Origin of the sequence: Duganella dendranthematis (assembly GCF_012849375.1) — a bacterium.
Lineage (GTDB): Bacteria > Pseudomonadota > Gammaproteobacteria > Burkholderiales > Burkholderiaceae_D > Rugamonas > Rugamonas dendranthematis.
This window is the reverse complement of the sequence record NZ_CP051684.1, coordinates 943,070-960,431: the sequence shown is the minus strand read 5'-3', so window position 1 is coordinate 960,431 and position 17,362 is coordinate 943,070. Positions and strand designations below refer to the sequence as shown.

At 64.5% G+C, this 17,362-nt stretch carries 13 protein-coding genes and 1 pseudogene; 8 read left to right on the top strand and 6 right to left on the bottom strand.

Annotated features, from left to right (window positions below; all coding sequences use genetic code 11):
• Positions 1–435: 435 nt before the first annotated feature.
• Together HH213_RS04510 and HH213_RS04505 are read left to right on the top strand one after the other, a co-directional pair.
• Positions 436–1,443 carry an adenosine deaminase gene (locus tag HH213_RS04510; protein ID WP_169111036.1) on the top strand — a complete coding sequence of 336 codons (1,008 nt, stop codon included), beginning with the start codon at positions 436–438 and terminating at the stop codon, positions 1,441–1,443.
• A complete protein-coding gene (locus tag HH213_RS04505; RefSeq protein WP_169111034.1) occupies positions 1,444–3,981 on the top strand; it encodes an ABC transporter permease in 2,538 nt (845 codons plus the stop codon).
• 4 nt (positions 3,982–3,985) lie between these two features.
• Here HH213_RS04505 and HH213_RS04500 read toward each other — a convergent pair whose 3' ends face one another.
• A complete protein-coding gene (locus HH213_RS04500; RefSeq protein ID WP_169111032.1) occupies positions 3,986–4,993 on the bottom strand; it encodes a hypothetical protein in 1,008 nt (335 codons plus the stop codon).
• Between the two features lie 3 nt (positions 4,994–4,996).
• Positions 4,997–6,268, bottom strand: coding sequence for a sensor histidine kinase (locus tag HH213_RS04495; RefSeq protein WP_110844771.1), 1,272 nt, complete (start codon positions 6,266–6,268; stop codon positions 4,997–4,999).
• Positions 6,269–6,443: 175 nt separating this feature from the next.
• On the opposite strand from HH213_RS04495, the gene cqsA reads away from it, so the two are divergent.
• The 6 genes and pseudogenes from cqsA (at position 6,444) to HH213_RS04465 (ending at position 12,864) form a co-directional block, all read left to right on the top strand.
• On the top strand, positions 6,444–7,676 hold the full coding sequence (gene cqsA, locus HH213_RS04490; RefSeq protein ID WP_169111030.1) for an alpha-hydroxyketone-type quorum-sensing autoinducer synthase: 1,233 nt from the start codon (positions 6,444–6,446) through the stop codon (positions 7,674–7,676).
• Positions 7,677–7,690: 14 nt separating this feature from the next.
• On the top strand, positions 7,691–8,083 hold the full coding sequence (locus HH213_RS04485; protein WP_161046756.1) for a group II truncated hemoglobin: 393 nt from the start codon (positions 7,691–7,693) through the stop codon (positions 8,081–8,083).
• A 4-nt stretch (positions 8,084–8,087) separates the two neighbouring features.
• Entirely contained in the window at positions 8,088–9,362 is a 1,275-nt protein-coding gene (locus HH213_RS04480; protein ID WP_169111028.1) for a DNA recombination protein RmuC, read from the top strand.
• Positions 9,363–9,372: 10 nt separating this feature from the next.
• Positions 9,373–10,872 (top strand): annotated as a pseudogene (locus HH213_RS04475) (acyl CoA:acetate/3-ketoacid CoA transferase); the annotation flags it as partial.
• Positions 10,873–10,924: 52 nt separating this feature from the next.
• Positions 10,925–11,704, top strand: coding sequence for a DeoR/GlpR family DNA-binding transcription regulator (locus tag HH213_RS04470; protein ID WP_169111024.1), 780 nt, complete (start codon positions 10,925–10,927; stop codon positions 11,702–11,704).
• Positions 11,705–11,709: 5 nt separating this feature from the next.
• Complete coding sequence (locus tag HH213_RS04465; RefSeq protein WP_110844767.1) at positions 11,710–12,864, top strand: MFS transporter; 1,155 nt, start codon at positions 11,710–11,712, stop codon at positions 12,862–12,864.
• Here HH213_RS04465 and HH213_RS04460 read toward each other — a convergent pair.
• Genes HH213_RS04460 through moaA form a run of 4 tightly spaced genes read right to left on the bottom strand, consistent with a single transcriptional unit; the run spans position 12,815 to position 17,359 of the window.
• Entirely contained in the window at positions 12,815–13,612 is a 798-nt protein-coding gene (locus HH213_RS04460) for an ABC transporter permease (protein WP_169111022.1), read from the bottom strand. The genes HH213_RS04465 and HH213_RS04460 overlap by 50 nt on opposite strands.
• A complete protein-coding gene (locus HH213_RS04455) occupies positions 13,609–14,229 on the bottom strand; it encodes an ABC transporter ATP-binding protein (protein WP_169111020.1) in 621 nt (206 codons plus the stop codon). The genes HH213_RS04460 and HH213_RS04455 overlap by 4 nt, the downstream gene beginning before the upstream one ends.
• 6 nt (positions 14,230–14,235) lie before the next feature.
• Entirely contained in the window at positions 14,236–16,236 is a 2,001-nt protein-coding gene (gene moeA, locus HH213_RS04450; RefSeq protein WP_308494526.1) for a molybdopterin molybdotransferase MoeA, read from the bottom strand.
• A 7-nt stretch (positions 16,237–16,243) separates the two neighbouring features.
• Positions 16,244–17,359 carry a GTP 3',8-cyclase MoaA gene (gene moaA, locus HH213_RS04445; protein WP_169111016.1) on the bottom strand — a complete coding sequence of 372 codons (1,116 nt, stop codon included), beginning with the start codon at positions 17,357–17,359 and terminating at the stop codon, positions 16,244–16,246.
• Between the last annotated feature and the right edge of the window lie 3 nt (positions 17,360–17,362).

Genomic DNA, 17,362 nt, shown 5'->3' with positions numbered 1-17,362 from the left:
TCCTTTGATGATGAAAACCTGCTGGTCACGAGTCACCGGCAGTTCGCCTGCCCTGGCTCTGATTTGTATAATCCCTTTCGTTCTTATTTTTCTTCTGGTCAGCTTCTCTTGGGTGGCACGGATTGCCCGTGCCGGTGAGCTGGCTTTCTGGCCGGATGGCGGCTTTTATGTGTTGGTCGTAACGCTTCTTACGTCTATGAAATTGATTATTGCGCTATTGCCGCAGGAAGTCAAAAGGTATGTCGTAATATCGTTAATACTCTTTTGTAACTTCATGATTTAAAAAGAAAATATCGATTTAATCACGCCAATTTCGTGGTGTTTTTTAGTCCTTCAACACCACAGTAACACGGCTTGGGAAGATGTGCTGACACGCTATCCGCCGCATGAGATAAGATGGATCAATTCAGGAACCAGGTAACAGGAATAAATCAAATGTTGAACGATCAATTACGCCGTGTTTTGCAGCAAATGCCCAAAGCCGAGCTGCACATCCATATCGAAGGCTCGCTTGAGCCCGAACTGATCTTCGCGCTGGCCGAACGCAATGGCGTCCAGCTGGCGTACGGTTCGGTGGAAGAGTTGCGTGCGGCGTACGCTTTTACCGATTTGCAATCCTTCCTCGACATCTACTACGCCGGCGCCAGCGTGTTGTTGCAGGAACAGGATTTTTACGACATGACCGCCGCCTACCTCAAGCGCGCGGAACAGGACAATGTCCGTCACACCGAAATCTTTTTCGATCCGCAGACGCACACCGCGCGCGGCGTCGACATCAAGGTGGTGATTGAAGGCATCTACCGTGCCTGTCAGGACAGCCCAGTCAGCGCCAAGCTGATCCTGTGCTTCCTGCGCCACTTGTCGGAAGAAGATGCGATCGCCACGCTGGAGGCGGCGTTGCCGTACCGCGACAAGTTCATCGGCGTCGGACTGGATTCGTCGGAAGTCGGCAATCCGCCAGAGAAATTTGCCAACGTGTTTGCGCGTTGCCACGCACTGGGGTTGCACCTGGTGGCGCACGCGGGCGAAGAGGGACCGCCGGCCTACATCTACACCGCGCTCGATACGCTCAAGGTGGAACGCATCGATCACGGTGTGCGCTGCCTGGAGGACAAGGCGCTGACCCAACGCCTGGCACGCGAAAAAATGGCGCTGACCGTGTGCCCGCTGTCCAACATCAAGCTGTGCGTGTTCGACAAAATGGAGCAGCACAATATTCTGGAACTGCTGGACGCCGGCATCGTGGCGACCGTGAACTCGGACGATCCTGCCTACTTCGGCGGCTACATGAACGACAACTTCATCGCCACCTTTGAAGCGCTGCCTTTGGGGCTGTCGCACGCGCAGACGCTGGCGCGCAACGGCTTCTCGGCAGCCTTCCTGCCGGCCGACAAAAAGCAGCAGTATCTTGATGAAGTAGACGCCTTCTTCGCTAAAATCTAAATGCTCAAACTCGCCCTCAACATGACGGCGCGCGACTGGCGTGCCGGCCAGTTGCGCTTTCTGCTGATCGCGCTGACGGTGGCGGTGGCCGCTTTGTCTGCCACCGGCTTCTTCATCGACCGCCTGCGCAGCGGGCTGGATCGCGACGCCCATCAACTGCTGGGCGCCGACGTGGTGGTCAGCGCCGATTTGCCGGTACGTGCCGACTGGCGCGCGCAAGCCATCCAGCGCGGCCTGACGGTGACCGATACCGTCACCTTCCCCAGCATGGCGCAAGCCGGCGAGGGCGATGCGTCCACCTCCATGCTGTCGGCTTTGAAAGCCGTCGGTCCCGGCTACCCCTTGCGCGGCAAGGTGAAGATCACTACCGACGCCGCGCAGGCCGAGCAAAGTATCGGCACGCCTGCCAGCACCGTTCCCGCACCGGGCACGGTGTGGATCGAACCAGGCTTGCTGGGCAGCCTCAATACCAAGGTCGGCCAGCCGCTCAAGCTGGGCGACAAGACCTTCACCGTCACGCAACTGATCGCTACCGAACCGGATCGCGGCGCCAACTTCCTGGCCTTCGCGCCGCGCGTGATGCTGGCGCTGTCGGACCTGGACGCCACCAATCTGATCCAGCCCGGCTCGCGCGTGAATTACCGGCTGCTGGTCGGCACGCCGCCGTCGCTGAAGAACGGCGCCGCCGTCGCCAAGGCTTATCAGGACTGGCTGCAAGCGCAAATCAAGAACAACAATATCAAGGGCGTGCGGGTCGAGTCGCTGGAAAACGGCCGCCCTGAAATGCAAACCACGCTGGAACGCGCCGACCGCTTCCTGTCGCTGGTCGGCCTGCTGTCGGCGATGCTGGCGGCGGTGGCCGTGGCCATGGCCGCGCGCCGCTTCATGCAGCGCCACCTCGACGCCTGCGCCATGCTGCGCTGCCTGGGACTGACGCAGAATCAGGTCACCAGCATGTACCTGATCGAATTCCTGCTGGTCGGCCTGCTGGGCAGCGCGATGGGCGTGGCGCTCGGCTTCGGCGCGCACTACGTGCTGCTGGAAGTGCTGGGATCACTGGTCTCCGCCGAACTGCCGGCGCCGACCATTTATCCGGCGCTGCAGGGCATGGCGATTGGCATCCTGCTGCTGGCCGCGTTTGCGCTGCCGCCGATTCTGCAACTGCGCAAAGTGCCGCACAACCGCGTGATCCGTCGCGAGCAGGAACCGCCCAAAGTCACCGCGCTGGCCACCTACGGCTTCGGCATGGCCGGCTTTGTGGCGCTGCTGCTGTGGCAAGCCGGCGATGTGGCGATGGCACTGTACACGGCGCTTGGCTTCATCGGCGCTTTTGCCGTCTTCGCGCTGGTGGCCTGGCTTGGCCTGCGTTCCCTGCGCTCGCTGCGCGGCGCGATTGACCATCAAAGCTGGCGTTTCGCCGTCACGTCCTTGCAGCGCCGCCCCGGCGCGACCATCGTGCAGGTGGTGTCGCTGGCGCTGGGCATGATGGCGCTGCTGGTGCTGACCGTGGTGCGCGGCGACCTGATGACTGCCTGGCGCAACGCCACGCCGCCGGATGCGCCGAACCGCTTCATCATCAACATTCAGCCGGAGCAGCAGCAGGACCTCGGCAAGCGCCTGCAGGCTGCGGGTGTACAGTACGCGCCGCAGTATCCGATGATACGCGGCCGCCTGACCGCCGTGAACGACAAGCAGGTCACCGCCGACACCTATACCGAAGACCGCGCCAAAGGCCTGGCCGACCGCGAATTCAATCTGTCTTCGATGGCGCAGATGCAGGCCGAGAACAAGCTGGTCGAAGGCAAATGGTTCGAGGACAAGCCGGGCGCCGGCGAAGCCTCGGTGGAGCAGGGCATCGCCAAGACGCTGCACTGGAAGCTGGGCGACAAGCTGCGCTTCGATATCGCCGGCACGCCGGTCGATGTGACCATCACCAGCATCCGCAAGCTCGATTGGGGATCGATGCGGGTCAACTTCTTCGTCATCATCAACCCGGCGGCGATGACGGAGGTGTCGCAAAGCTGGATCACCGCCTTCCATCTGCCACAAGGGCAGGGCGCGGCGATGAATGCGCTGACGCGCGATTATCCCAACCTGACCATCGTCGATGTCGGCGGCATCCTGCGCCAGGTGCAGGCGGTGCTGGACCAGGTGATTACGGCGGTGGAGTTCCTGTTCATCTTTACGCTGGCCTCCGGCGTGCTGGTGCTGTACGCGGCGCTGATGGGATCACAGGACGAGCGCACGCGTGAAGCGGGCCTGCTGCGGGCGCTGGGCGCGACGCGCAAGCAGCTGTCGCAGGCGCAGCTGATCGAGTTCACGCTGGTCGGCGCGCTGTCCGGCGTGCTGGCGGCGACCGGCGCGGCGGCCATGGGCTGGGCGCTGGCCACCTACCAGTTCAAGTTTGCTTGGGAATTCAGCCCTGTGGTGTGGCTGGTCGGCCTGCTGGCCGGCGCACTGTGCGCCATCACCGGCGGCTGGCTAGGACTGCGCAACGTGCTGCGCCAGCCGCCGCTGCAAACGCTGCGCGAAGCGTGAACGGTTATGCCGCAATCACCTGCGGCTGCAGCTCCTGCAGGAACTGCGCATAGGTATGGGGGCGCTGGTCGAAGTAATGGGCCGGCAGTTCGAACAGCGCCCAGTAGTAGGTCTCCTTGCCCTGGCAGATGCGCGGCGCGGCGCTGTAGCGGTGCCAGTTCTCGCTCATGCTGCTGGTGTACATGCCGTCGCCGAACGGATCGCTGAAGAAGGTCAGCACGCGCCGCTCCAGCAGCGCGCGCAGCAGCGAGCGTGGGGCGTCGCTGTCACGGGCGATTTCGTATTGCGACTGCATGCTTTCCTCGGTTTCAATCATCATCAGCGTGGCCTTGCCGTCGCGGTCGAGGAACAGGATACCGGTCGGATTGGGGAAGATGTAATGCTCGACAAAGCCCAGCGTGCGCTTGAGTTCCCGCACCACTTCCGCCAGCGCCGGATCGGTCAGAAAGCGGTAATCGTGCAGCGCCACCATGTCGCGGATGGTGTCGGAGCGGTTGTCGAAATAGCGCTCCTGTAGCGCCGCCACTTCCATCTCCAGGATATCCAGCGCGTGGTCGTCGCTCTTCTTGATATAGCGGTCGATCAGGCCGCGGTTGAAGGCGCTGACGGCGATCTTCTCATCGGCCGCGCCGGTGAATAGGATCTTCTTGCATGGCAGGTGCGCCACCGCTTCGCAGAACTCCACCCCATTCATCTGCGGCATCGAATAATCCACCACCAGCACCGATGGAATCGCAAAGCGTTCGCGCTGTTCGGCGATGCGGTAGATGCGCTCCAGGTCCAGCGCCACGTTGCACTGGTCGGCGGGCAGGTTCTGCATGTCGAAGTTGACGTGCAGCGGCACGCCGGGTTCTGGCGCGCTGGCGCGTAGCCAGAGCAGCGCTTCGGCGGTGTCGTGGAAGGTCTTGTTGGCCAACATCGGATCCAGCTGAAACGACAGACTACGCAAGAACGAGTCGCTGTCGTCAATCAGTACGGTCAGCGTGGGATGGGCGTAGACGGGTAGATGCATGGTTCACCTCGCGGGGAATTCCAGAATAAAGATGGCGTAGGCGCTCTCGCGCGATACGCAACGGATCTTGGCGCGCCACGCGTCCATGATTTCCTGGCACAGCGCCAGGCCGATGCCGGCGCCGTTGTGCGGCGGATGCGAATAGAAGCGGCGGAAAATCATCGCCAGCTGCGAGGTCGGTATGCCGCAGCCGGTATCGATGAACAGCAGGCGTGGCGGCTGGTGGCCGCCGTCGATAATGATGCGCACGCGTCCCTTGCCGGCGCGCTGCACGGCGCGCAGCGCGTTGCGCAGCAGATTAAGCAGCACCACCACCGCCAGTTCCGTCTGGCCGGCGAACTGGAAGTTGTGGCGCACCTCCAACCGGACCTGCTTCTGCTGCTTGGTGCTGGAGAATGGATAGCGCTTCAGCACCGCCTCCACCACGGTCTCCATCGACACCGTCTCCACCGGGTGCAGGTTTTGCCGCACCGCCGTGGCGCTCAACAAAAACAGATCGATCATGTGGTTCATATGGCGCACCTCGAACTGGATGCGCGCCAGCGCGTCGATGATGGTCAGGCGGTCGTCCGGACTCTGGCCCTGGCTCTGGGCGTCGGCCATCATGCGCAGCAGGCCGCGCACATTGGCGTCGACGCTGGTCAGCGGCGTGCGCAACTCGTGCGCCACGGTGGCCAGGCCGGCGCCCATGCCGGCCAGCTTTTCCTGCGCCAGCACGTGGCGGCTGATCTTGGCCACCGACAGCACGGCGATGGTGAACAGGTGGATTGGAAGTTGCTGCAACACCTGCCGGCTCAGCAGCATGTCGCCGGCGCCCAGCGCGCTCGCCGCCACGCAGGCCAGCGTGGTGCCGATGACGTAGGCGCGCAGCGCCAGGCCGGTATCGAAATGGAACAGCACCACCAGCCCGATCAAAAGCGATTCGCCCCATACGCCGGACGCGTGATTCATCAAAAACATAAACGTGAAGAAGAACGGGAAGATGTAGCTGAGCGTGACCAGCAGGTACAGGTTGAGCATCTGCCGGCTGAACTGGCGCGCGAACAGACCCAGCGCGCACAGCAGGATGCCGAGCAGGCGCAGCGACAGCGACTCGTACTCCTGCGGAAAGAAGTGCTGCCAGATCACGTAGTACAGCGGCATGCCCACCGTGCCGATGCAGGACAGCAGCAGCACGCGCACGGTCGCATGGTCTTCGCGGCCGTGATACAGCAACAAAGACTGCACCAGTCCGTGTTGCCAGCGCTTCCAGCGTTCTTGCAGGGTCGGGCTCATGATTACGTTTGATTTTTATCAAGTTGCCATCATGGCCTTAATTTACAACGTGGTTGGGGGTATCAAAACGGGAATTGATCCGCATCAATCTCTTTGAGTTTTTTTCGCCGCATCGTGGGCTTCGCGGTTCATAAAAAAACAATCTTTCTTGTTACTACCTCCAGGAGATTTCGCCATGACCTACGCTATTGCCGACCACCAAGCTCATTCCCTGTTTCCCGACTTTGTCGCGCGCCGCATGGACTTGCACTATGTCACGCGGATCGCCCAGTTGCTGGGCGGCGAGCATCCACACGCCTGGCAACCGACGCCGGCCAACGCGGTTTTTTTGGCTGGCAATGACTATCTGTGCCTGGCCGGGGAACCAGCACTGGTGCGCGCGCAGGTAACCGCCTTGCAGCATAGCCAGGGCGAGATGCTGATGTCGGCCGTGTATCTGCAGGAGGGCAGCCCCCAGCACCGGCTGGAACGCAAGCTGGCGCGCTTCATGGGGGCGGAGGACGGCATTCTGGCGCAATCCGGCTGGGCCGCCAACGTTGGCTTGGTGCAGACGCTGGCCGGGCCGGGCATCCCGGTGTATCTGGACATGCAGGCGCACGCCTCGCTGTGGGAAGGCGTGCAGTCGGCCGGCGCGCTGCCGGTGTCCTTTCTGCATAACGACATGGAGCATTTGCAGAAGCAGTTGCAGCGCCACGGCCGTGGTCTGATCGTGGTCGATGCGCTGTACAGCACCAACGGCAGCGTGGCGCCGCTGGCGGATCTGGTGGAGATCGCGGAGCGCAGCGGCTGCATGCTGATTGTCGACGAGTCGCATTCGCTGGGCACGCACGGTCCGCGCGGCGCCGGGCTGGTGGCGGCGCTGGGCTTGAGCGACAGGGTGCATTTCCGCACGGCGTCGCTGGCCAAGGCGTTTGCCGGACGGGCGGGCTTCATCAGTTGTTCCAGCTATTTCAAGGGTTACTTCTTGTCGGAGTCGCGGCCGGCGATTTTCAGTTCCTGCCTGCTGGGGCATGAGCTGGCGTGGTTCGACGCCGCCATCGACTTCATCGCCGCTGCCGATGACCGCCGCGCCACGCTGCATGCGCACGCGCGGGAGCTGCGCGAGGAGTTGAGCGCCTTGGGCTACAACGTCAGCGACGGCAGCGAACAAATCATCGCGTTGGAGCCAGGACCGGAACCGAAGACGCTGGCCCTGCGCAAGCTGCTGGAAAACCATGGCGTCTACGGCGCCATGTTCTGCGCGCCGGCCACGCCGAAGAATCGCTCGCTGGTGCGGCTGACGCTCAATTCCGGGCTGGATCGCTTGCAGCTGGCGCGCATCGTCCACGCTTGCGATGCGATTCGCAGCCAGATCGAGCTGGAGAACTGGTCTTCCACGCGGCGCCTGCGCAAGCTGGCGCTGGTATAAGCTATCATGGCGGGATGACTGAAGAATCCCGCACCCTGTATGAAGTAATTGGTGGCGAGCCGACCGTGCGCGACATGGTCGATCGCTTTTATGATTTGATGGAACTGGAACCGGAGTTTCAACTGCTGCGCTCCGTGCACGGCCCGTCGCTGGAGAATGCGCGCCAGCGCCTGTTCATGTTCCTCAGCGGCTGGATGGGCGGCCCGGATCTGTACCAGGAAGCGCACGGCCATCCGCGCCTGCGCATGCGGCACATGCCGTTCGCCATCGGCACCCAGGAGCGCGACCAGTGGCTGCGCTGCATGGCGTGGGCGATGGAGGATGTCGGCATCGACACCGAGCTGCGTGTGCGGCTGATGAACTCCTTCTTCCAGACCGCCGACTGGATGCGCAACAAGCCGGATTAAGCCCATGAGCCAGATCGAGTTTTTCGTGTTGTTGGCGGCGCTGGCCGCCGTGATCGTATTGCAGGTACTGGCGATGCTGCGATCCCGCAGCAGCCCGGCGGCCGATCTGGCCGAACGCATCGAACGCGTCGAGCGCGAAGTGCGCATGCAGCTGCAAACCACGGCGCAGACCAGCAACGCCGCCACAATGCAGCAGTTTGAAGCGATGCGCCGCCAGCTGGAGGCGCAAGGACTGGTCGGCCGCAACGAACAGGCGCGCAGCCTGAAGGCGTTTGCCGACACCATGCATCAGCGCATGGAAGAAATCCGCGGCACGCTGGAAACCAAGATCAAGGATCTGCAAGCCGACAACGGCATGCGCCTGGAAGAGATGCGCAAGACAGTCGACGAGAAACTGCACGCCACGCTGGAGACGCGTTTGACCGCGTCGTTCCAGCAGGTGTCGGAACGGCTGGAGCGCGTGCATCAGGGCCTGGGCGAAATGCAGCAGCTGGCGCTGGGCGTCGGCGATTTGAAGCGCGTGCTGACCAACGTGAAAACGCGCGGTACCTGGGGCGAAGTGCAGCTGGAAATGCTGCTGGAGCAGGTGCTGACGCCGGAGCAATATGGCAAGAACGTTGAGACCATCGCCGGCAGCGGCGCGCGCGTCGAGTTCGCGCTCAAGCTGCCGGGGCAGAACGACAATGGCACGCCGGTGTGGATGCCGATTGATGCCAAGTTCCCGAAAGAGCAGTACGAACGTTTGCTTGAAGCGGCCGACAACGCCGATGCGGAAGGCGTGGCGCTGGCCGGCCGGGAACTGGAACGCGCGGTGCGGGTCGAAGCCAAGACCATCTCCGAAAAGTATGTGTCGCCGCCGCACACCACCGACTTCGCCATCCTGTTCCTGCCGACCGAAGGCTTGTACGCGGAAGTGATGCGCCGTCCCGGCCTGGCCGACGACCTGCAACGCGTGCACCGCATCAGCATCGCTGGACCATCGACGCTGACGGCGCTGCTCAACAGCCTGCAAATGGGCTTCCGCACGCTAGCGCTGGAAAAACGCTCGTCGGAAGTGTGGCAGGTGCTGGGTGCGGTCAAGACCGAGTTCTCCAAATTCGGCGATGTGCTGGCCGCCACCAAGCTGACGCTGGAACGCGCCGCCAAGAATATCGAATCGGCCGAAACGCGCAGCCGCGTGATGGCACGCAAGCTGAAGACGGTGGAGGCGCTGCCGAGCGAACAGGCGCAGTTGCTGATGGGAGCAGAGTTGGACAAGAGCGACCTCGATACGGAATAAGGAGCGCGGCATGGACGGCAAGGTGGTGAGCGCGGCGCACGCCGTGGGCCTGATACGCGACGGCGACACTATCGCCACCGGCGGCTTTGTCGGCGTTGGTTTTGCCGAAAACCTGGCAGTGGCGCTGGAGCAGCGCTTCCTGACCACCGCCACGCCGCGCGACCTGACGCTGGTCTATGCGGCCGGGCAGGGCGACGGCAAGGACCGTGGCCTGAATCACCTCGGCCACGAAGGGCTGGTGCGGCGCATTATCGGCGGCCACTGGAGCCTGGTGCCCAAGCTGCAACAGCTGGCCATCAGCGGCAAGGTGGAAGCGTACAACCTGCCGCAAGGGGTCATCAGCCAGCTGTTTCGCGATACCGCCGCCGGCAAGCCGGGATTGCTGACGCACGTTGGCCTAGGCACGTTTGTCGATCCGCGTCATGGCGGCGGCAAGATCAACGACCGCACCACCGAAGACCTGGTCGAGCTGACCACGCTAGGCGGCAAGGAATACCTGTTCTACAAAACCCATCCGATCCAAGTGGTACTGATACGCGGCACCACGGCCGACGCCAACGGCAACGTGACGATGGAGCGCGAGGCGCTGACGCTGGAGGCCTTGGCCATTGCCATGGCGGCGCATAACTCGGGCGGCATCGTCATCGTGCAGGTGGAGCGCATCGCGCAGCGCGGCACGCTCAATCCACGTCAGGTGAAAATCCCCGGCATCATGGTGGACTACGTGGTGGTGGCGGAGCAGCCGGCCTATCACATGCAGACGTTTGCCGAGGCCTACAACGCGGCCTTCGCCAGCGAAGAGCGTGTGGCCTTGTCGGCGCTGGGCGAGATGCCGCTGTCGGACCGCAAGGTGATCGCGCGCCGCGCGCTGATGGAGCTGCGGCCGGGCGACGTGGTCAACCTCGGCATCGGCATGCCGGAGGGCGTGGCGGTGGTGGCGGCGGAAGAGCAGATGCTGGAACTGGTGACGCTGACGGCGGAAGCGGGCGTGATCGGCGGCATGCCGGCGTCGGGCCTGAATTTTGGCGCCGCGATCAACGCCGACGCGGTCATCGACCAGCCCTACCAGTTTGACTTTTACGACGGCGGCGGGCTCGATGTGGCCATCCTCGGGCTGGCGCAGGCGGACCGGCAGGGTAATCTGAACGTCAGCAAATTCGGCAGCAAGCTGGCTGGCGCGGGCGGGTTTATCAACATCAGCCAGAACGCGCGCAAGGTGGTGTTTGTCGGTACCTTCACCGCCGCCGGCGGCGCCACGCGCAAGTTTGTCCATGAAGTCGAACACCGCACTTACAGCGGCAGTTATGCGGCGCAGCGCGGGCAGGAAGCGTTGTTCGTAACGGAGCGCTGCGTGTTCCGGCTGGTGCTGCGGGATGGCGAGTCCGGGCTGGAGCTGATCGAGATCGCGCCGGATATCAACGTGGAGCGCGACATCCTGGCGCACATGGACTTTCAGCCAGCGATCAGCCCGCAGCTGAAAATGATGGATGCACGTTTGTTCCTGCCTGGCATCATGAATCCTTAGTTATGCGTGTTTGTGCGTATTTGTGTACAATGTGCGCATGAAAACAGACAACCTACTGCTGCCCGAGCGGCATGCGTTAATACTTAAGCAACTCGAAACCGAAGGCCGCGTGCTGGCCGCCGTGCTGGCGCGTGAGCTCAACGTTACCGAAGACACGATCCGCCGCGACCTGCGCGACTTGGCGGCTACCGGCTTGTGCCAGAAGGTCTACGGCGGCGCGGTGCGCATGCCGGCCGCGCCGGAAGGCGGCACGCTGACGCAGCGCATGACGCGCCAGCAGTCCGACAAATCGCGGCTGGCGGTTGCCGCAGTTACGCTGGTGCAGCAGGGCGCCACCATCTTCCTCGACGCCGGCTCCAGCAACCTGGCCATCGCCGACGCGCTGCCGGCGGTGCCGCTGACGGTGCTGACCAACGCGCCATCAATCGCCGCGCGGCTGCTGGATAAGCCGCATATCGATCTGATCATGATCGGTGGCCGCATCAAGCAAAGCCTGGGCGGCAGCGTCGGCGCGACCGCGCTGCGCGAGGTGGAACTGATTCATCCCGACCTGTACTTCATCGGCGCCTGCGGGGTGGATGTTGATGCCGGCGTCACTGCGGTCGATTACGAAGAAGCGGAATTCAAGCGCCGCCTGGCCGCGCAAAGCAAAGCCACCGCCGTCGTCGCCACCGGCGCCAAGCTGGGCGCCGTGGCGTCCTACCGCGTGCTGCCTCTCTCTCAACTCACTCACCTGATCGTCGAAGCGGAAGCGGGCGCGGAACTGGTTGCGGCGTATGCCGCCGCCGGCGCCAACCTGCTGCGCGCGGACGCCTGAATACAATGAAAACAACTGGTTTAAAGCAGCGCGTTTCGACGCGCCTGGCGTTCCTGGCGGCCGGCATGGCCATGTCCTCGTGGGCGCCGCTGGTGCCGTATGCGCAGGCGCGCACAGGCGTCGAGGCCGCGCAACTCGGCCTGCTGCTGCTTTGCTTAGGCATCGGTTCCCTGCTGGCGATGCCGGTGACCGGCATCCTGGCTGCACGCTTCGGCTGTCGCCGCGTGATCCTGTTGTCTGGTCTGGGCTGCTGCGCGGTGTTCCCTTTTTTGGCCATCGCGCCGAGCGCGCCCTTGCTGGCGCTGGCTTTGTTCCTGTTCGGCGCCACCATCGGCACGCTGGATGTGTCGATGAACGTGCAGGCGGTGATCGTCGAGAAGGATTACGGCGGCGCGCTGATGTCCGGCTTCCATGGCCTGTTCAGTGTGGGTGGCATCGTCGGTGCGGGTAGCATGAGCGCCATGCTGTGGCTGGGCATGGACATCGTCAGCGCCTCGGTGGCGATGACGATTGCGGTAGCGTTGGTGCTCCTGGCGGCGGGTCCGAACCTGCTGCGTGAAGCGCCGGCAGCGGAACGCGATGCGCCGCTGCTGGTGGTGCCGCGCGGCGCGGTGGTGCTGATCGGCGTGTTGTGCATGTTCGTGTTCCTGGCCGAAGGCGCGGTGCTCGACTGGAGCGCGGTGCTGCTGACCAATGGCGGCATGAGCGGCGCGCAGGGCGGCCTGGGTTATGCGGCGTTTGCGGTGGCGATGACCATCGGCCGTTTGAACGGCGACCGCATTGTGCAGCGCTGGGGCGGCCGCCGCATCATGCTGCTGGGCGGTCTGGCGTCGGCGCTGGGCTTCTTGCTGGTGGTGCTGGCGCCATCGGCTTGGCTGGCGCTGCCGGGCTTTGTGCTGATCGGCTGTGGCGCGTCCAACATCGTGCCGGTGCTGTTCACGGCGGCGGGTAGCCAGCGCGATATGCCGGCCAGCCTGGCCGTGAGCGCGATTTCTACAATCGGCTATGCGGGCATCCTGGCCGGTCCCGGCGTGATCGGCTTCGTGGCGCACGCCGTTGGCTTGCAGTGGGCATTTGCGGCGCTGGCGTGCGGCATGCTGGTGGTGGCGCTCAGCGGCTCGTCAGTCGCTCCAGCCGCAGGCGGTGACGCTCGTCCGTGACGCTGCGCGCGGCCAGGTAGACCGCCAGCGTGACGGAAATGCCGCTGCCGCCGGCCAGCAAAAACATCAGCAGGATCTGGTAGCGCACCGCGTCCATCGGGTCCATGCCGGCGAGGATCTGGCCGGTCATGATGCCAGGCAGCGTGATGATACCGGCCGCCGACATCTGGTTGATGATCGGGATCAGGCCTTTGCGCACCGAGTCGCGGATCAGCGGCGCCAGTGCTTCGTTGCGGGTGGCGCCCAGCACCAGCTGCCCTTCGATGGCGGCGCGCGAGTTGACCACACCGCCGTAGAAGGTGTCCAGTCCCAGGCTGGCGGAGTTCAGCACGTTGCCCAGCACGATGCCGATCAGCGGCACCGCGTACTGCGGCTCGTACCACGGTGTCGGGTGCAGCACCGTCAGCAGCGCCAGCACGACGGTGGCGATGCTGGACAGGCCGACGCTGGCCGTGGCCAGCCCTACGCCGGGCCAGCCGCGCACGCTGTGCGCCGGCCGCGCCACCACCTCGCGCGCGGCGGCGACAATCATCAGCAGCGCTACCGCCAGCGTGGCGGCGGGCGACGCCAGCGCGAACACCCAGCGCAGCACCAGGCCTACCAGCAGCAGTTGCACCACCATGCGCACGGCGGACCATAGCATCATGCGCTGCATGCGCAAGCCGAGATAGGCGGAGATGCCGGCGTTGAGCACCACCAGCGAGGAGGCGATGGCGAGATCGATGGCGCCGGGCTGGATGGCGTTCATGGCGTGGCCCCGCCATGCATGTGCAGCTGGCGGTCGCGCAGGGTCATGTGGCGGTGGCCCAATGTTTGCGCCTGCGCTTCGGAGTGGGTGACCAGGATTAGCGACAGGCCGTTGGCCACTTCCTGATGCAGCAGCGCTTCGGTGGCGGCCACGGATTCCGGGTCCAGCGCGGCGGTGGGTTCGTCCAGCAAGAGCACCTTGGGATTGCAGGCCAGTGAGCGGATCAGTGCCATGCGCTGGCGTTCGCCGGTGGAGAGGCGGCTCACTTCATGTTCCAGCAGTTGCGGCGACAGGTTCAGTTGCGGCAGCAGCTCCTGCATGCGCGGAATCTGGCCTGGCCGGAAGTGCGCGCCGGCAGTAGGCAGCCACCATGCCGGCTCGGCCGGCTGGTACAGCACCTGCGCGCGCCACGCGGGCGGATTGATGCTGGAGCGCGGCGCGCCGTCCAGCAGAATTTCGCCGGTGTTGGGATCGAGGTCGCACAGCATCCGCAACAGCAGGCTTTTGCCCGAGCCTGACGGGCCGGAGATGGTGATGCACTGGCCGGCCGCCAGCTCGAATGAGTAGGGGCCGGCCAGTGGCGATTGTAGTTGGCGGACCTGAAGGCGCGGCGGCATGTCGCTTCAGGTCAGGCCGTCGAACAGCAGCACGTCGACCAGTTGGCCGGCGGCGACGTTGGCCTGCGCGTGGTGCAGCACGACGATGCAGTTTGCTTCGGTCATGGAGCTGAGGATGCCGGAACCCTGGGCGCCGGTCAGGCGCACTTGCGGCGTGCCGTCGGCGGCGGTGCTGACGATGCCGCGCTGGTATTCGGTGCGGCCGGGACGCTTGCGAATGTTCTCCGCCGCGTGCGCCTGCATGGTCTGCAGTTTGCTGTCGGCGCCCATCATGCGCAGCAGGGCGGGGCGGGCGAACAGGTAGAACGAGACCATGACGGCCACCGGGTTGCCGGGCAGGCCAAACAGCCAGGCGCTGTCTTGCTCCGTTTGGACTTTGCCGAAAGCGAGCGGACGGCCGGGACGCATGGCCAGCTTCCAGAAAGCGACGTCGCCCAGCAGCGCCATGATGTCGCGCGTGTAGTCGGCCGCGCCTTCGGAGACGCCGCCGGAGGTGATGATGGCGTCGGTGGTTTTGGCGGCCTGGCGCAGCGCGGCTTCCAGTGCTTGCGGGTCGTCGCGCACCACGCCCATGTCGATGATGTCGCAGCCGAGCCGTTGCAGCATGCCGAACAGGGTGTAGCGGTTGCTGTCGTAGACGCAGCCGGCTTCCAGTTGTTCGCCGATGGAGCGCAGTTCGTCGCCGGTGGAGAAGAAGGCGACGCGCAGTTTGCGGCGCACTGTCACGTTGGGGATGCCGAGTGAGGCGATCAGGCCGAGGTCCGCAGGACGCAGCAGTTTGCCGGCGGCGATGGCGATGCCGCCTTGTGGCAGGTCTTCGCCGGCGCGGCGCAGGTTTGCGCCGGCGCGGATGACGTTGGCGGCGATGGTGACGTTTTCGCCGTCAATCGCGGCGGTCAGTTCTTGCGGCAGCACGCTGTCGCAGCCGGGCGGGATGGCGGCGCCGGTCATGATGCGGATGCATTCGTTTTGCTGCGGCGCTTGCGTGAACGGGTGGCCGGCGTAGGCGATGCCGATGTTCTTGAAGGTGACCGCGGCGGCGCCGTCGGCGGGCAGGTCGGCGCCGCGCAGGGCGTAGCCGTCCATGGCCGAGTTGTCGTAGGCGGGGACGTTGATCGGCGAGATGATGTCGACGGCGAGCACGCGGTCCAAGGCGTTGAGCAGAGGGAGGGTTTCGGTGGCCTCGACGGCGGTGATGCGGTCGCAGATCAGGCGCTGCGCTTCATCGACCGGCAGCGCGGCCGGATCGTTGTCTGCCGGGCGGGCGGCGGGCGCGCTGGTCGCAGCCGGCTCGAAACCGGCGGCGGGGTCGGCGGACGGCGCTGGCGCCAGGCCGGACGCGGCGTCGGCACTCGGCGCCGGTGTGGCGGCCGTCTGCACGGCTGGCGTGGCGCGTTCGGCGCGGTGCAGGTCTTCGAGGGTGTTGATGTTGCCGAAGGCGGCGCTGTCGTCGAACAGCACTTCGGCCACGCGCAGGGATTTGAAGAAGCCTTCCATGCGGCGCCCGCCGGTTTCCAGATACGCGTCCAGCTGCGGCAGCACGCTGGCCTTGATCAAGCTGAAGACGGGGTGTGGCTGGCGGTACGGCGCGGCGTCCGGCTGCTCAGGGTCGCGCTCCATGGTCACCGCCATCGCCAGGTCGGCATCCTGGACCGCCATCGCCGCGTGCAGGCGCTCGGCCAAATCGAGCGGGAAGAACGGCGAATCGCACGGCGTCGTCAGCAGCAACTCGGTCGGGCAGAACTGCAAGCCAATCTGCAAGCCCGCCAGCGGCCCGGCAAACCCTTCGAGGAAGTCCGGCAGCACCGGCGATGCGCCAGCCACCACCTGATACTGCGGCAAATTACGGTTGGCGTTGATCGCCACCGACGCCACTTGCGGCGACAGACGCGCCAGCACATGCGCTACCAGCGTCGATTCGCGAAACGGCTGCAAGCCCTTGTCCACACGGCCCATGCGTGTGCCGCGACCGCCCGCCAGTACCAGTCCCGTGACCTTGCTCTTCAAAGACAAACTATCCCCCGATATATGACATTTCCACTTTATTGGCGCTGCGCTCGCGCTTCAGCTCCTCGGTCTGACTGGTGCGCAGCTCCGAATAGCGGTCGCCGCGCGCGCGCCACAGATGCGCCAGCGCGGTGCTGATTTCGGCATCGCTGCGGCCTTCGCGCAGCAGCGCGCGCAGATCGTGGCCGCTGGTGGCGAACAGACAGGTGTACAGTTTACCCTCAGTTGACAGTCGCGCGCGAGAGCAGTCGGCGCAAAAAGCCTGGGAGACGCTGGAAATCACGCCGATTTCACCGCCGCCGTCGGTATAACGCCAGCGCGACGCCGTCTCTCCGGTGTAGTTGGCGGCGATGGGCTCCAGCGGCATGGCGGCGCTGATGCGGCGCACCACTTCCGCCGACGGGACTACCTCATCCATCTTCCAGCCGTTGGAAGCGCCGACGTCCATGTATTCGATAAAGCGCAGGATGTAGGGCGAACCACGGAAATGGCGCGCCATTGGCACGATCTCCTGGTCGTTCATGCCGCCCTTGACCACCATGTTGATCTTGATTGGGCCGAGGCCGACCTGGTGCGCGACGTCGATCCCCTTCAGCACATCGTCCACCGAAAAATCGACATCGTTCATGCGGCGGAAGGTGTCGTTGTCGAGCGCATCGAGCGACACCGTCACGCGTTGCAGGCCGGCGTCCTTGAGCGACTGCGCCTTGCGCGCCAGCAGAGAGGCATTGGTGGTCAGCGTCAGGTCGAGCGGCTTGCCGCTGACGGTTTTCAGTTCGGCCAGCATGCCGATCAGGCGTTCGACGTTCTTGCGCAGCAGTGGCTCGCCGCCGGTCAGGCGCAGCTTTTCCACGCCGTGTGCGACGAACAGGCGCGCGATGCGGGTGATCTCTTCAAACGACAGCAGCGAGGTATGCGGCAGGTATTGGTAGTTATTGTCGAACACCGCCTTCGGCATGCAGTACACGCAGCGGAAGTTGCAGCGGTCGGTGACCGAGATGCGCAGGTCATGCAGCGGCCGCGCCAGGCGATCGCTCAGCAGACCGGTAGGCGCTTCCAGCGTGGTGGGGATGACCGGCGTATCGCCGCGCTGCTCGGTCATCATGATGATTTTTTCTGCCATGGG

What these genes read in the sequence shown, in the direction of transcription:
- HH213_RS04510 (WP_169111036.1), top strand. Translation starts at nt 436, where the DNA reads ATGTTGAACGATCAATTACGCCGTGTTTTGCAGCAAATGCCCAAAGCC.
- HH213_RS04505 (WP_169111034.1), top strand. Translation starts at nt 1,444, where the DNA reads ATGCTCAAACTCGCCCTCAACATGACGGCGCGCGACTGGCGTGCCGGC.
- HH213_RS04500 (WP_169111032.1), bottom strand. Translation starts at nt 4,993, where the DNA reads ATGCATCTACCCGTCTACGCCCATCCCACGCTGACCGTACTGATTGAC.
- HH213_RS04495 (WP_110844771.1), bottom strand. Translation starts at nt 6,268, where the DNA reads ATGAGCCCGACCCTGCAAGAACGCTGGAAGCGCTGGCAACACGGACTG.
- cqsA (WP_169111030.1), top strand. Translation starts at nt 6,444, where the DNA reads ATGACCTACGCTATTGCCGACCACCAAGCTCATTCCCTGTTTCCCGAC.
- HH213_RS04485 (WP_161046756.1), top strand. Translation starts at nt 7,691, where the DNA reads ATGACTGAAGAATCCCGCACCCTGTATGAAGTAATTGGTGGCGAGCCG.
- HH213_RS04480 (WP_169111028.1), top strand. Translation starts at nt 8,088, where the DNA reads ATGAGCCAGATCGAGTTTTTCGTGTTGTTGGCGGCGCTGGCCGCCGTG.
- HH213_RS04470 (WP_169111024.1), top strand. Translation starts at nt 10,925, where the DNA reads ATGAAAACAGACAACCTACTGCTGCCCGAGCGGCATGCGTTAATACTT.
- HH213_RS04465 (WP_110844767.1), top strand. Translation starts at nt 11,710, where the DNA reads ATGAAAACAACTGGTTTAAAGCAGCGCGTTTCGACGCGCCTGGCGTTC.
- HH213_RS04460 (WP_169111022.1), bottom strand. Translation starts at nt 13,612, where the DNA reads ATGAACGCCATCCAGCCCGGCGCCATCGATCTCGCCATCGCCTCCTCG.
- HH213_RS04455 (WP_169111020.1), bottom strand. Translation starts at nt 14,229, where the DNA reads ATGCCGCCGCGCCTTCAGGTCCGCCAACTACAATCGCCACTGGCCGGC.
- moaA (WP_169111016.1), bottom strand. Translation starts at nt 17,359, where the DNA reads ATGGCAGAAAAAATCATCATGATGACCGAGCAGCGCGGCGATACGCCG.